Genomic DNA, 14,313 nt, shown 5'->3' with positions numbered 1-14,313 from the left:
CAGCAATGATAGAGAAAAGAGGGGATCTTCGTGACAACAACTTTCATTGTCATTGGCACACTATTAGTGATTTGTTTCATCATACCAATCATTTTATTCATCTGGATTTGGGTGAGAGATGAAAAACAGGAAGAGCATTCTGTCCTGCGAAACTATCCGGTCATTGGAAAGCTACGGTTTATTTTTGAAAAAATAGGACCTGAGCTTCGCCAATATCTGTTTCTGAATGATCGCGAGGAGCTTCCTTTCTCAAGAAGAGAATACGAGCAAGCTGTTATGTCTGGGAAGTACAAAAGCCGGACGATGGGCTTTGGATCAAAACGTGATTTTGACAAGCCTGGTTACTACATTCGCAACGTCCTATTTCCAAAGCAGCGAGATGAGTTACGTATCGATCAATCTGAAAAAATCCAAACAAAAGTGTACCAGATTGATCAAGACAATTTACTGAGAAGAAGTGAACATACCAAAGAGGTCGAAGCAAAACCTTACTATCTCCATCAAGACGATGTACAAGTGATTGGCGAGCACACATGTCAAAAGCCATTCCGTGTAAAAGGCCTGATTGGGCAGTCTGCCATGAGCTACGGCTCTTTAGGCGACAGGGCCATTACAGCACTATCCTCGGGATTAAAAATGGCTGGCGGTACGTGGATGAACACAGGTGAAGGCGGGCTTTCTCCCTATCACCTCAAAGGCGGAGCCGATATCATATGCCAGATTGGGCCCGGTCTATTTGGCGTGAGAACAGAGGATGGCGCTTTTTCCTTTGAAGAATTTAAGAAAAAGAGCGAGCACGAGGAAGTCAAAGCCTTTGAGCTGAAGCTGGCACAAGGAGCTAAAACACGCGGCGGACATATTGACGGCGAAAAGGTCACCGAAGAAATTGCGAACATCCGTAAATTGCCACCCCACCAATCCATTGACAGTCCAAACCGATTTGAGATGTTCCACTCCATTCCCGATATGTTTGATTTCATTGAACAGCTGCGAAGTATAGGCGGAAAGCCTGTCGGCATCAAGCTTGTGGTCGGACATAAAGAAAACATTGAAGAGCTTGCAGCGTACATGAAAAAAAGCGGAAAGCATCCTGATTTCATTACAGTGGATGGCGGAGAAGGAGGCACTGGTGCATCCTTTCATGAATTGGCAGATTCCGCAGGGCTACCGATTTTCACGGCACTCCCAATGGTTCATCAAATATTGAAGGAATACGGTGTCAGAGATCAGGTGAAACTCTTTGCTTCTGGCAAACTTCTCTCACCAGATAAAATTGCGATTGCCCTTTCCATGGGTGCTGACTTTGTCAATATCGCACGGGGACTCATGTTTTCAGTCGGATGCATTCGCGCCCAAGTGTGCCACACGAATAAATGCCCAGTCGGGGTCGCCACAACTGATCCAATACTGCAAAAGGGTTTATCGATTGAAGAAAAGAAATACCGAGTCTGCAATTATATCCTTTCTCTAAGAGAAGGCTTGTTTAATTTATCCGCAGCCGCTGGTATTGAATCTCCCATTCATTTTAATGAAAAACATATTGTCTATAGACAAGAAAATGGTCAGACAAGTGAAGTACCTATTTTTACTGGGACACAGCCATCCGTCTAGTTTGAGAAAGGTGCGTTTTTGCACCTTTTTTCAATTGACATTTTGGCTCAATCGCGTATAAAGAACTTAGACAAATGACAGGAAATGGAGAGATGGAGGATGCGTGAGAAAAAGGTTCGCGGGATGAAACGGAAGACGAATGAGATGGTGACAAGAATTGAGGAAGGTACACAAGAGTTCCCGGCAGATATTGAACAAGGTTATTGACATCTCCCACTACCAGTTGCGTATGATTTTATTTGTTCAAGCAAAACACCTCAAAAAATCAAGCGATTGTCCATTCAAACACTGCTAAATAGAGCTGAACATCTCATTGATTTGAAGCCACTTGATGGAGAAGTATATCGTGTCGTGGTTGCAGTAGATGCCACTGAATGATGGGGATCACAAATCATTGTGTTTAATTGTGTTTAAAGGAGATTCCTATATTAAAGACTTTTTCAATAGACATGATGATGATCAGAGATGGCTGCCTCTTTCCGATGCGAGAAACATTCAAAGGGAATGGGGTTTATCTGTGCCAAAGGATAGGCAAACCATAGGTTTTAAAGACATCATCGCAGACGAATATGGCATCTCTGGTTTATAGGCGAGCTAAAATAAAAACAAGAGGGTTCGGGTTTGGCGAAATTAGTCAACTCCTTAAATTCCTTCCCGTTGGTCAGTCAGACATTTACCGTTGACTAATGCCAAACCTTTCCCTCGACCGATTACGAACAGTAACACAAATTTAAAAATAACCGTTGTCCTTTTCGGCAATAGTCAATTTTTTGTATCTGTTACTCATGTATCTCAAAATAAAAAAGAGTAGCCGCAGCCACTCTTAATTTTACTTATTCAACAATCGCGCCCTATTCAGGAAGAGACTTTCATGTTAACCTGCCATTTCTTGCGAGAACCTAAGTAAATATCCATCAGGATCTTGAACAAGAAATTCCTTTTGTATAAACGTAGTATCATTACTTTTATATTTGCTAACAGTTGGCTCTCTGAATAGTGGAATGTTTTGCTTTCTTAAACGGTCAATGACAGGCTGTACGTCTTCAATGTCTATTTGAAAATTGATTCCCCGTCCAAATGGGTATTTTAACTCCCCAGTGTCCCAATGGCCATTGATTTCTTCTAACATCATTTGTGTTTCCTCTTCCAACGAAACAAATATAAATTTATCGTCTTCACGCTCATATTCCAATTTAAAACCAAGCAATTCTATATAGAACCATTTAGACTTTTCGATGTTTGTTACAGATAACTCTGGTATCAAAGCATTGAATCTCATTTTTTCTTCTCCACAACCTTCTGATAAAGTTATTCGGTTAAATGACCCGTTTGTTGCTTCTTTCAAGCCAGTCCTTGCTTGCCTTTTCAGCGCTCTCCATAAAAAAACTGTAAACAACTCCATTCTTGTTGAAAAGGATTGTTTACAGTGAAAACTGCTTTATTTTGTTTTGTCATTTGCCTGCTGTTCTGCTACGCGGTCAAGTGCCATTGTATAGGCATCATTTCCGTAGTTCAAGCAGCGTTTGACTCGTGAGATGGTTGCAGTGCTCGCACCTGTCTCCGTCTCAATTTTATGATACGTGTTCCCCTCGCGAAGCATACGCGCTACTTCAAGACGCTGTGATAAAGATTGGATTTCATTGATGGTACACAAATCATCAAAGAATCGATAGCATTCTTCCAGGTCTTTAAGGGATAAGATGGAGTTGAATAACTGATCTAAACTTTTGCCCCTTAATTTATCAATTTGCATCTTTATACATCTTCTCCTTTACTATTGGCACCGCTTCGCACGACATTCTGCAGAGAAAGCGGTATCTTTCCTGACTATTTTTTTCAACCTCAGCAATGAGCTTTGAACGAATCATGACAGGTTTGGTTCTACGCTGGAAATGCCGTCAGTTCTTTCGTAAGCCGAAGCTTCTTTATCGTATACAAATTCGACAAGTTCTGTCATTTTCCTTGTTCGACAATCTGACAAACTTGTTTGCTTACGATATCAGAATTACTTCTGCTTCATTAGGTCTGCCCTAAAAATACAGGTTGTGCGGAAAGCTCGGCGAGACCACAAACATGCGCCCCGCCTCGCTCAATTATTCAAAATATGTTGGTCGGCCAGCGTAACCGACAGATTCATTTTTCAATCAGGCCATTTCACTCGTCATGTCAAAGCCCTCTGCTTCAACAACTCCACATAAGTATTTTCACTTACATGGCAGTGAAGAGATCCATTGCTCATGTCTGCCCTATAACAGTTGTCAGAAATGTGGCAAAGATGATACAGCTCCACTCTGTTATATTTTAACGCATTATAGACGGAAAGAGTACAGTTTTTTTCATGACATCAAATATTCCTCTTGGTGTCACTCGAATATACGGCAAATGGGTACTTTGGAAAAAGACAAGTGTATCAATTGGGCAATCAAATGGATAGCCTCGCTCAATGAGCAGCTCACGCAAGGTTTGTATTTGCTGAAGAACAGTCTCAAATGGTTCAGCAGAGGCACAGCCTGATAATTGCAGCGGGATTTCGTGCAAAATTTTCCCGTTCTCTGTGAGGACGATTCCCCCGCCAATTTCTTTCATTCGCTTATGCGCCAGCATCATATCCTCTTTATTTTTCCCGATCACTAAAATGTCACCCGTGAGCGAAAATGAGCTGACAAAACCTTGTACTTTATTTGCAAAACCTTTGAGCATCGTATTCACACGCCACTCGCCTTTTCTGTCAATCAGGCTAAAGAAACTTTGATCATGATCACATGACAGCTGGTTCACAGAGTTATCAATCTCCACTGTATAAGGCTCCATGATGACAGCATTTCTCATTTTGACGCCTAGCGGCATGGAAAATTGCAAATCACTCGTCGTCAGATCATAGCCTAAATCTAATGGAACAAGCCCGCCATTTTCCCATTTAGTTTCTTGAAATTGATGCTGGTTCTCTCCATCTAATTTGAGGATAACCCCTTTAGATATCACCGTTTCAGGATTGGGATTCATTGGATCATCTAACACATTCAATGAAGCCAGACGTCCTGGACCGACAACCCCTAATAGGTCATCAATTTGATAGTACTTCGCAATGTTAAAGGTCGCCATATTGTATGCATCGATGATAGGCACGCCTTCTTCAAGAGCAATTGAAATCAAACGATTAATCATACCCTCCTCATAAAAATGAGGCGCCGCTCCATCTGTTGTATAGAAGAAGTGATCATAGTGTCTAAAGTCACGCTCGTGCAGCTCTCTTAAAATGTTCACTAAATCTGGGCGGATGGAAGAATGACGAAGTGAGACATGGTAGCCAAGGGATAAGCGCTTTAGCACATCGTCTGCATTCATCGCTTCATGATCGCTGTCCGCGCCAAACAGCTTCATTTTTGTTAGCGTTTTCTCAGAAGCTCCGGGGAAATGCCCTTCAATTCGTTTCCTCTGCTTCTTCGTTTCTTGCATGCAATATAAAATGAGATCATCACCGTCCATCAATCTTGGCCAGCTTGTTAATTCGCCGCCTTGAAGGACATCAGGATGATCAATCCATTCCTTCCGGTAGTTGATAGGAAGCATCTCATCTTCATATCTGACTTCAGTTTGAAGATCATATCTAGACCACCAGAAATACTGAAATGGCTGCTGTTTTAATTCACATAGAGTGGAAAGCGCTTTCTTTTCATTGCTCTGCAAAAGAAGAAATAAGTTATCACTGACCATCGTTGTTGTGCCAAATTGAGACACATATTCTGCAAGTGATTGGGGATTATAAATATGGAACGGGTGCGCGTGAGGCTCTATATACCCAGGCACAATGTATTTCCCTTCACAATCAATCACACGTTTAGCTGATTTATTTTGAGGAAGCTCTGCTCCGACATAAACAATTCGATCATCATGTATCCAAATATTTGCCTTCACCCATTGTTTTAAAAACGGGTTTAGCACGAGTCCATTCGTTAAAAGGAGTGTTGGAACTATTTTTGAGTCGACTACATCGATTTGTGTGCGGATGTCATTGTTTCTCCAATTAAAAGTACGTTCGGACATTCACATACTCTCCTTCATTTGTATTAGCCCTATCGTAACATAACGAACCACGTTACGCATTAATGAAACGTTACAATTTCTTGAAATCACACTTAAAATATTTAAAAAAGGAGATTTACCTTCAATGAAACCTAATCTTGGCTTAATGGAAGCGCTCATTCGAATTGCCTGTGGAATGACAATATGTACTGTGGCTGGTTCTTTATATGCTAGAAAACCATGGAGTAAAATGCTGCTTTTCAGCATCATGTGCGGCGGGATGAAACTGGCATCTGGCATTCTTCGTTTTTGTCCAGTGACATATATGTGTGAGCAGCAGGACACACATGAAGAGAAGGCTGAGTGAACAGCCTTCTTTTTTTATGATTTCCACCTCTGTCATCACTCCGCGGCTTCACACCATTCTACCATCGTACCTGCGATAATTTCCGCGGCTTCAATGACATGCTCAATGTCGATGGATTCATTCGGAAAATGGGCAAGCTCCGTTGTTCCAGGTCCGAAGACGATGATCGGGATACCCGCCGCCTGTGACAGTAATCCTCCGTCTGTTCCCCAAGGAGCGGCTTCGATCTTTGGCGGCTCCTTCTTGACCGCTTCATATTGTTCCTTCAATAGACCTAAAAGTGGATGGTCCGTATCGATTGAGCCTGGAAGCCATCTTGCACCAAACCATTCGACCTCAACAGGATGCTCTTTGAACCATTCATCCTTTTCCCCAAGTCCCATCATCCAATTTTCTAATTCCTTCTCTGCCTGCTCAACCGTTTCACCTGGCATCACACCAAGTCTGCCCTCCATTGTGAGCAAATCCGCTACAGAGGACGGCCAATCACCGCCTTGAATTTTCCCTATGTTGATAGGGATTGGAATCGGGATATGCTGAAATAACGGCTCTGTGATGCGCTGATTTCGTTCTTCTTCAAGTGCTGCTATATGCGAAAGAACGATCATACTTTTTTCAATAGCGGAAACGCCGTGATATCTTGTTCCGCCATGAGCTGCCCTTCCTTTGATATGCAGTCTGAACCACTTAGATCCCTGCTGAATCGGAAAGATTTTCATATGACTTGGTTCTGGAATGATGGCCGCATCTGCTGTATACCCTCTCAGTATGGCTGCAAGGGTGCCGGCGCCGCCGCTCTCTTCTTCGACGACACTATGAAACACGACATCTCCTTTCAGCGGAATCTGAAGCGCATGCAGTGCCTCTAGTGCAAAGAGTAAAGAAACATTTCCGCCTTTCATATCTGTTGCCCCGCGTCCATAAAGTCTCCCGTTTATGATATGCCCGCTGTAGGGCGGATATGTCCATTGTTTCGTATCTCCTGCTGGCACAACATCGACGTGCCCGTTTAATAAAATAGATTTGCCGTCCCCTTTTCCCTTCAATCGTCCGGCGACATTGGGACTTCCTTTAAAGGAACGTCTCGGGGAATAGAAATACGCGTGTTCTAGCAAGTCTTTTCCGCCAATGTCCCATACATCTACATCAAAACCAATGGCAGACAGCTTATTTGCTACGATTTGCTGCACACCTTGTTCATTCCCTTGGGTGCTCTCACATTGCACCATTTGCTGAAGAAGCGCAATCGCTTCATCTTGGTGCTCTCTCATCCAGCTTCTGATACGTGTGATTGGCTGCAAGTCATTCATCCTTTCTACACAACAGATTTGACATCAGGCGCTAAAATTAAAGGTGCCTCTGTCGCCCTTATGACATCTTCCGGCTGATACGGCGGCATGACTTCACGTAAAATGAGCAGCTGCGATTTGACCTCAATGACTGCCATATCCGTTATAATCAGATCCACACAAGACTTAGCAGTTAAGGGCAGTGTGCAAGCAGATTTCACCTTTGACTCACCGTGTTTATCAAGGTGGCTCATCACCACCACAACCTTTTTCGCCTTTTGAGCAAGCTCAATCGCTCCGCCCATCCCAGGCACTCGTTTACCTGGCACAATCCAATTCGCAAGATCACCCTGACTGCTTACTTCAAGTGCACCTAAAATCGTCATATCCAGCATGCCTTTTCGAATGATGCCAAAAGCGGTCGTGCTGTCCATGTATGAGCCGCCTTTTGTTAACGTAATAGGAAAACCACCGGCATTGCACAAATTCGGATCTTCTTCCCCTTGTGCTGGTGAGAAGCCTGCCCCCATAATGCCGTTTTCTGCATGAAGCCATACGTTGTAATGCGCTGGAATGTAATCAGCCGCAAGGGTTGGGATGCCGATCCCAAGATTGACGATCATGCCATCTTCAATTTCCTGCGCCGCCCGTTTGGCTATGCGATGTCTTAAATTGATGTCTCCCATGCCCATGTCCAGTTCACTCCTTTTGATTGCACGATCTGGTTCACAAATACGCCTGGTGTCACGATTTCCTCTGGATGAAGACTGCCCACAGGCACGATCTCTTCCACTTCCGCAATGGTCCAGTCTCCTGCCATCGCCACAATCGGGTTTGTATTCCGTGCACTTTTATCAAATATCAGATTTCCTGCTTCATCTGCTTTGAAGGCATTCACAATGGCAATATCCGCTGTCAGCGCAGGCTCAAGGATATATGTCTTTCCGTTTAGCGGCACGAGCTGCTTCTCATCGAGATTGAGGCTATCCATGCCGACATCTGTCACAATGCCTGCCAAGCCCATCCCGCCAGCTCGTATTTTTTCTGCTAGAATGCCCTGCGGGTAAAAATGAACGTCTAGTGTTCCTGCCTGCATTTTCTGTCCGGCTATTGGATTTGAGCCAATATGAGAAGCAATGATCTTCTTGACTCTTCCTTCTGTGATCAGCCGGCCAACACCTATTTGCGGGAAGCCTGCATCGTTTCCGATCAATGTCAGATCTTTGATATTCGCTTCTAGAATGGCGTCGATCAATGATGGCGGCGACCCTACGCCGCCAAACCCGCCAAACATGATGGTCATGCCGTCCCTAAAATGCGTGATCACTTCATCTACATTCACTGTTTTGTCCATCATCTTTCCTCCCTACATCGCAGATGGGAAAAACCCTCGGTTGATGACTTCTTGTTCGACCTGCGTGATTGTCTGCTCAAATAATTGAATGAGTTCATCCATCTCCTGCTGCGTGATAGAAAGCGGCGGTGCGATCATGACCGCTGCACCTCCCAATCCATCCTCGCCGGCGCTTGCTGGGTATACGAGCAAGCCATTTTGCTTTGCCGTCTCAACGACTAGATTGGTCATCTGTGCATGTGCAGGAAATGGTGTTTTTGATAAGCGGTCTGCGACAAACTCAATGCCAATGAGCAGTCCCTTTCCTCTCACATCTCCTATGATGAAATGGTTTGTTTGCATATCCTTTAAAGCATTCATTAAATAGCGGCCAGACAGATCCGCTCGGTCAGGAAGCTGATGTTTTTTCATATATCGAATGACAGCCAGTGAGACGGCTGCTGAAAGCGGATTGCCGCTATAGGTATGACCTGCCATCACAGATCCGGAACCGCTCAGAATTGGCGCGATGACATGATCCGCTGAGACGGCTGCCGCAATCGGTGAATAGCCAGCACTCATCCCTTTGCCGAGAACCATAATATCTGGTACGACGCCCCAATGCTCCATCGCAAACATTTTCCCAGTTCGTCCAAAGCCTGTCATGACTTCGTCTGCAATCATTAAAATATCGTTTTCCTCACAGACACGCTTCATTGCTTCAAAATATCCGTCTGGCGGCACTAGAGCCGCTCCCGATGCTCCGACAATCGGCTCTGCAATAAAAGCGGCAATCCTCTCTTTTCCTATACGCTGAATGACGGTTTTAAATTCCTGGACATACCATTCAACCTGCTTGCCCTCTTCCTTTGGCAGCCATGAACGATAGCTGTACGGCGGAGACAGCACTGGGTTCTTTTCGAGCAATGGTTCAAAGCGCTCTCTCCTTGCAATATGTCCGGACATCGACAGCGCACCGAGGGTGATGCCGTGATAACTCATCCATCGAGAAATAATGTGATTCTTCTCAGCCTTTCCCTGCTCCTGCCAATGCTGAATAGCAATTTTCATAGCCGTTTCCGTTGCCTCTGATCCGCTTCCGACAAAAAAAGACCAGTTCAGGTTACCTGGACAAAGCGTACTCAATTCATAGGCAAGTTCTTCTGCTGGTTCATTTGTGAATTGTGATCTGTACGTAAAGCTCACTTTTTCCGCTTGCTCGGTCATGGCATCAATGATTTCACGTATGCTATGTCCAATACTTGCCGTGACAGCCCCCGATGAGCCATCTATATATTTTTTTCCGTCCCGATCATATAAATAAATTCCCTCTCCTTTCACAGCCACAGGATAATGCTGATTCAACATCGGTTTGATTAAGTAATCCCGGGTCTCCACTTTGCCATTCCTCCCTCTCTCGTCAGCAGCTGCCTCTTTCTTTTTCATGAATCGCAAGAAAATTTTGTATACTTGTTATAAGATTAGCTTAATCAAGAGGGCAGTCATCCTCCATTCGCCACATGCCCGAATTTCAGACGCATTTTTTATACATCGTGTATAAGAGTGTTCAAAAGGAGGTCATGAGTCTATGGCGATTCTCGTCAAAGATGCACTCTCGCTCGATATCATGAAGGGAACAAAGCTGCTTGCTGGAGAAAATGGACTGGATCGCCTCATTCAGTGGGTGACCATCGTGGAAATCATCGAGGACACGTCGAGGCTTTCCGAAGGGGAATTACTCGTCACAACCGGATTTGGGCTTGCAGAAAATAAGGAAAGACGCATACGGCTTGAGGAATTGATTCAATCTCAAAGGCTATCAGCTATCGCCATTTATAAAGGTGTGTACTTAAGCGACATTCCAACATCACTCATTCAAGCGGCGAAAAATAGCGGCATTCCGCTCATCGAGATTCCGCCACACATCAATTTCTCAGATATTACAAAAGCCGTGTTAGAACAAATCGTGAGTAGCCAGCTTCATCAGCTTAAATATTCATCCGCGATTCATCAAAGACTGACCCAATTAAATGTAAGGAATAAAAATGTGACGCAAATTACAGAGGAACTGGCACATCTCACTGCAGCGAACATTGTCGTTCTTGATGTCTTTTTACATCAAACAGCGGCTCATCTCATAAAAGATGAAGTGACGTACTCTCCTGTTTTTGGCTTTCTGACAGATCATGAACCAATTGAAACCATGCCCCTTCTCAAGCAGGCAGAGGAAAAAGGGCGGCTCGTCTATGACACGTGCGGAGCATTTGTCCTCGCCGCATGTCCGGTGATTGCGATGGGTGATATTTTCGGGTTTATTGTGTCTTTAAAGAAAAAGGATACGTGGCATCATCTCGACGCGATTGCGATCGAGCATGCCGGGGCAGTGTATGCGATTGAATGGCTGAAGCAAAAAGCCATTCAAGATACAGAAAACCAAATGCAGGGACATTTGTTAGATGATATTTTGCAGCAGCAATATACAGAAGAAAGCTACGTGGTCGAACAAGCAACAAAACTGCAATATGATATGAGCGAGGAGCAGGTGGTGATCTACTTTCAATTCCAGCATCAGCACACACAGCTCGATCACCAAATGATGCAGCGCCTCTCTCAATTACTCACGTCGATCTTTGAACGCAGACATATTCCTTTTTTACTAAAGACGAGACTCGATTCCATTTTTGTCCTAACACCCGCAGGAAAAAAAGCGTTTCAAGAAGCGGAATGGTATCGCGCAGCAGAGGAATGCCGGAGCACTTGGTCTTATTTTTTCCCCGTCCATCCGATTGTCATTGGTATTGGGAGAGCCTATGACCAGATCAGTCTATTTTCTAAAAGCGCGAAGGAAGCGCAGTATGCAGCAAGGCTTCTTCCGCTTTTAAAGACAGACGACAGCATCATTCATTATCAAAAGCTCGGCTTATATGGGATGCTTCTTGAAATGAATGAAGCGGGTATGAATTTGCATGATTTTTACGTGGAGCTGTTAAGTCCTTTGCTATATACGAAAAAACAAGGGGCTGACCTGATTCATACACTCGAAGTGTATTTGGCGCACAATGAAAATATTCAAAAATCTGCGGGAGAATTGTTTATTCATAGACATACATTAAGCTACCGGCTGAAACAAATTGAAACGAGAACAGGCTGCAGCCTCAAATCCACTGATGATCGGATGAAGCTGCAGCTCAGTATCATGGCTTATCGCCTTTCTGGTTTGCTTGATCAGATGAGAACCATTTCATGATTCATTTGGCGTTTTGACCCATAGATTCATATCTTCAATTTTGTCAAAAATATAGCAGTTGTTTTGGAAGCGCCCGGTATATGTATAACCAAGCTGATAAAACACTTGATTCATTCCATAGGACAGTGCACGGGCAAGTGAATAAAAGACATAGATATGCATCGACTGGAGTTCCTTTTCAAGTGCTAGAATCAAATGATGCATGAATCCTAGTTTTCTATATGAAGGAAGGGTCGCACAGTCTGTTAATTCTGCATGACCATACGGCGCATTGATTTCAGCGGATGCTGCACTCACAATGTGTCCGTCATGTTCAACAACATAAAAAATTGTCCCTTCCTCCATTACCTTTTGAATATAATCTGGCTCGTTCATTGGCGTAGGATACGTTTCAAAGACCGTATCATAGAGCTTTGCCAGCTTGTGCACATCCTTCAGATCGGCTTTCCTCATCACATACTCATCCTGCCATGCGATTTGATCTTTTTTCACTTGCTTCTCTTGAATAGACGCAACCATTTCATCTTCCTTCAGCCAATAGGGGCTGTTCATCCGATCTTCGGTCAGAAAAAGCGACATGCCGTACGCATCACTTCCCAGAAAATAATGAGAAAACACCCCTTCAAGCCGAAAGCCTTTTTCTAAAAAAAGCGGCACATGCTCACGTCTTACTTTCACAATGACCTTAGAAGCCTTACAGGCCGCCGCTTCCTGAAGAACGGATTGAATGACATCCTGTACCCTCCCGCTATAATCATCTAATCGGATTCGCTCATTAAATGAATCAATACAGATCAAGGCAGAAAAACGCTCGTTTGCAAGTTTCTTCAATTGTACCATACACTCATTCCTCTCTTAGCTAATGAAAAACTTCCAAATTAAAAATGCAGAAATAGCGATGCCAGAAAAAATCGAAATGATCATATAGCTAATGGCTAAGCTTTTTTTCAATTTATTTTGCTTACTGGCAATCAACATGATGTTATTTATAGTTATTAGAAATAACATAAGTATGACGATTGCAAAGATAATAAATGCTTTGATTTCCATGTTTCCTCCCTAATTCTATGCGTGATCCCATACTACTTCTTCATTTTCAATCGGCATCCCTTCTCATGAACAAAAAACACCTTTCCATCTCATCAGATAGAAAGGTGTTTTGATTAAACGGATTTCCCCGCAGCCTTCAGCGCACGGGCACCAATGTCACGGCGATAAAATAGACCTGGCTGAATGATTTCTTCAACCGCTTCATACACTCTTGATCTTGCCGCTTCAAATGTGTCGTCAAATGCCGTCACATTTGCTACACGGCCGCCATTTGTGACGAATTGATCGTTTTCTTTTTTTGTTCCTGCGTGGAAGGTCACGACATCAGAAACAGTTGTTTGCAAAGCACCGATCGGTGTGCCTTTTGCGTAGTCCTCCGGGTATCCTTCTGAAGCAAGAACCACACTGACAGCCGCAGTGTCTTTCCACCGCAAGTCCACATCTTTTCCGTCCAGAATGTCGAGGAAGACTTGAACTAGATCTGATTCAAGACGAGGGAGAACAACCTGCGTTTCGGGATCGCCAAAGCGTGCATTGAATTCAATGACCTTTGAGCCTTCTGGTGTCAGCATTAAGCCTGCATATAAAATGCCTGTAAACGGACGCTCTTCCTGCACCATTGCGCGAGCCGCCGGTTTGACGACATCTTCCACCGCTTTTTGGACGACTTCATCTGAAAATTGCGGAACTGGTGAATAAGCGCCCATTCCGCCGGTATTCGGTCCTTTGTCATCTTCAAATGCCCGTTTGTGATCTTGCGCGATCACCATTGGGTACACCTTTTCTCCATTAACAAAGGCCATCAGTGAAAATTCCTCGCCTGTTAAAAATTCCTCGATGACGACAGAAGCACTTGCATCGCCAAACTTTTCATCCTCTAAAAAGTCGTGCAGACAGTCGATCGCCTCTTCAAGTGTCATCGCAACGGTCACGCCTTTTCCTGCTGCGAGACCATCTGCTTTAATGACAATCGGCGCACCCTTTTCTTCCACATATGCTTTCGCTTCTTCAAACGATGTAAAAGTGGCATAAGCGGCGGTAGGGATATCGTAGTTTTTCATTAAGTCTTTTGCAAATTCTTTTGAGCCTTCAATAACCGCAGCTTTTGCATTTGGTCCAAATACCTTTAGACCTGCCTCTTCAAATGCATCGACGACACCTGCAATTAAAGGAACCTCTGGACCGACAATCGTTAAGCCGATTTTATTGTCTTTTGCAAAACGAATTAACGCCTCATGATCACCTTCGTCGATTGGGACAAGTTTCGCAGCATCTGTCATTCCATCATTGCCGGGTGCGACAAATACTTGGCTGACAAGTTCACTTTGGTTCACTTTCCATGCGATGGTATGCTCTCTTCCGCCTCTGCCGATAATTAATACGTTCACACTGT

General features: G+C 44.0%; 12 protein-coding genes and 1 pseudogene. 4 read left to right on the top strand and 9 right to left on the bottom strand.

Going from position 1 to position 14,313, the window contains the following annotated elements; translation table 11 throughout:
- Positions 1 to 30: 30 nt before the first annotated feature.
- Together MKY18_RS03315 and MKY18_RS03310 are read left to right on the top strand one after the other, a co-directional pair.
- Positions 31 to 1,611, top strand: a complete 1,581-nt coding sequence (locus MKY18_RS03315) for an FMN-binding glutamate synthase family protein (protein ID WP_340909276.1) — start codon at positions 31 to 33, stop codon at positions 1,609 to 1,611.
- 99 nt (positions 1,612 to 1,710) lie between these two features.
- Positions 1,711 to 2,214, top strand: a pseudogene (locus MKY18_RS03310) (DUF3916 domain-containing protein).
- Positions 2,215 to 2,485: 271 nt separating this feature from the next.
- Here MKY18_RS03310 and MKY18_RS03305 read toward each other — a convergent pair.
- The 3 genes from MKY18_RS03305 to MKY18_RS03295 all read right to left on the bottom strand — a co-directional run bounded on the left by MKY18_RS03305 (position 2,486) and on the right by MKY18_RS03295 (position 5,655).
- Positions 2,486 to 2,890, bottom strand: coding sequence for a VOC family protein (locus tag MKY18_RS03305; RefSeq protein ID WP_340913770.1), 405 nt, complete (start codon positions 2,888 to 2,890; stop codon positions 2,486 to 2,488).
- A gap of 159 nt (positions 2,891 to 3,049) precedes the next feature.
- Positions 3,050 to 3,364, bottom strand: coding sequence for a YerC/YecD family TrpR-related protein (locus MKY18_RS03300; RefSeq protein ID WP_342497729.1), 315 nt, complete (start codon positions 3,362 to 3,364; stop codon positions 3,050 to 3,052).
- A 548-nt stretch (positions 3,365 to 3,912) separates the two neighbouring features.
- Entirely contained in the window at positions 3,913 to 5,655 is a 1,743-nt protein-coding gene (locus tag MKY18_RS03295) for an adenine deaminase C-terminal domain-containing protein (RefSeq protein WP_003214450.1), read from the bottom strand.
- 124 nt (positions 5,656 to 5,779) lie between these two features.
- Between MKY18_RS03295 and MKY18_RS03290 the strand changes: the two genes are divergently transcribed.
- Entirely contained in the window at positions 5,780 to 6,001 is a 222-nt protein-coding gene (locus tag MKY18_RS03290; RefSeq protein ID WP_044141533.1) for a DUF2892 domain-containing protein, read from the top strand.
- Between the two features lie 35 nt (positions 6,002 to 6,036).
- Here MKY18_RS03290 and MKY18_RS03285 read toward each other — a convergent pair whose 3' ends face one another.
- From MKY18_RS03285 to MKY18_RS03270, 4 genes are read right to left on the bottom strand one after another with little or no spacing between them, the layout of a single operon-like run.
- Entirely contained in the window at positions 6,037 to 7,302 is a 1,266-nt protein-coding gene (locus MKY18_RS03285) for a peptidase (protein ID WP_185107487.1), read from the bottom strand.
- Positions 7,303 to 7,316: 14 nt separating this feature from the next.
- Complete coding sequence (locus tag MKY18_RS03280) at positions 7,317 to 7,982, bottom strand: 3-oxoacid CoA-transferase subunit B (RefSeq protein WP_126741180.1); 666 nt, start codon at positions 7,980 to 7,982, stop codon at positions 7,317 to 7,319.
- Positions 7,958 to 8,644: a CoA transferase subunit A gene (locus tag MKY18_RS03275; protein WP_185107485.1), complete on the bottom strand. Its 687-nt coding sequence runs from the start codon at positions 8,642 to 8,644 to the stop codon at positions 7,958 to 7,960. The genes MKY18_RS03280 and MKY18_RS03275 overlap by 25 nt, the downstream gene beginning before the upstream one ends.
- A gap of 12 nt (positions 8,645 to 8,656) precedes the next feature.
- The gene (locus MKY18_RS03270) at positions 8,657 to 10,021 is read right to left on the bottom strand and encodes an aspartate aminotransferase family protein (RefSeq protein WP_065099155.1); all 1,365 of its coding nucleotides are present in this window, start codon (positions 10,019 to 10,021) and stop codon (positions 8,657 to 8,659) included.
- A gap of 190 nt (positions 10,022 to 10,211) precedes the next feature.
- Between MKY18_RS03270 and MKY18_RS03265 the strand changes: the two genes are divergently transcribed.
- On the top strand, positions 10,212 to 11,870 hold the full coding sequence (locus tag MKY18_RS03265; RefSeq protein ID WP_342497728.1) for a PucR family transcriptional regulator ligand-binding domain-containing protein: 1,659 nt from the start codon (positions 10,212 to 10,214) through the stop codon (positions 11,868 to 11,870).
- Here the strand turns inward: MKY18_RS03265 and ablB are convergent.
- Both ablB and purD read right to left on the bottom strand, forming a co-directional pair.
- Complete coding sequence (gene ablB, locus MKY18_RS03260; protein WP_342497727.1) at positions 11,865 to 12,710, bottom strand: putative beta-lysine N-acetyltransferase; 846 nt, start codon at positions 12,708 to 12,710, stop codon at positions 11,865 to 11,867. The genes MKY18_RS03265 and ablB overlap by 6 nt on opposite strands.
- 323 nt (positions 12,711 to 13,033) lie before the next feature.
- Entirely contained in the window at positions 13,034 to 14,308 is a 1,275-nt protein-coding gene (gene purD / locus MKY18_RS03255) for a phosphoribosylamine--glycine ligase (protein WP_342497726.1), read from the bottom strand.
- Positions 14,309 to 14,313 lie beyond the last annotated feature (5 nt).

The sequence above is a fragment of the Bacillus sp. FSL R7-0672 genome (assembly GCF_038601465.1).
Classification (GTDB): domain Bacteria; phylum Bacillota; class Bacilli; order Bacillales; family Bacillaceae; genus Bacillus; species Bacillus pumilus.
This window is presented reverse-complemented; position numbering and strand designations above follow the sequence as displayed.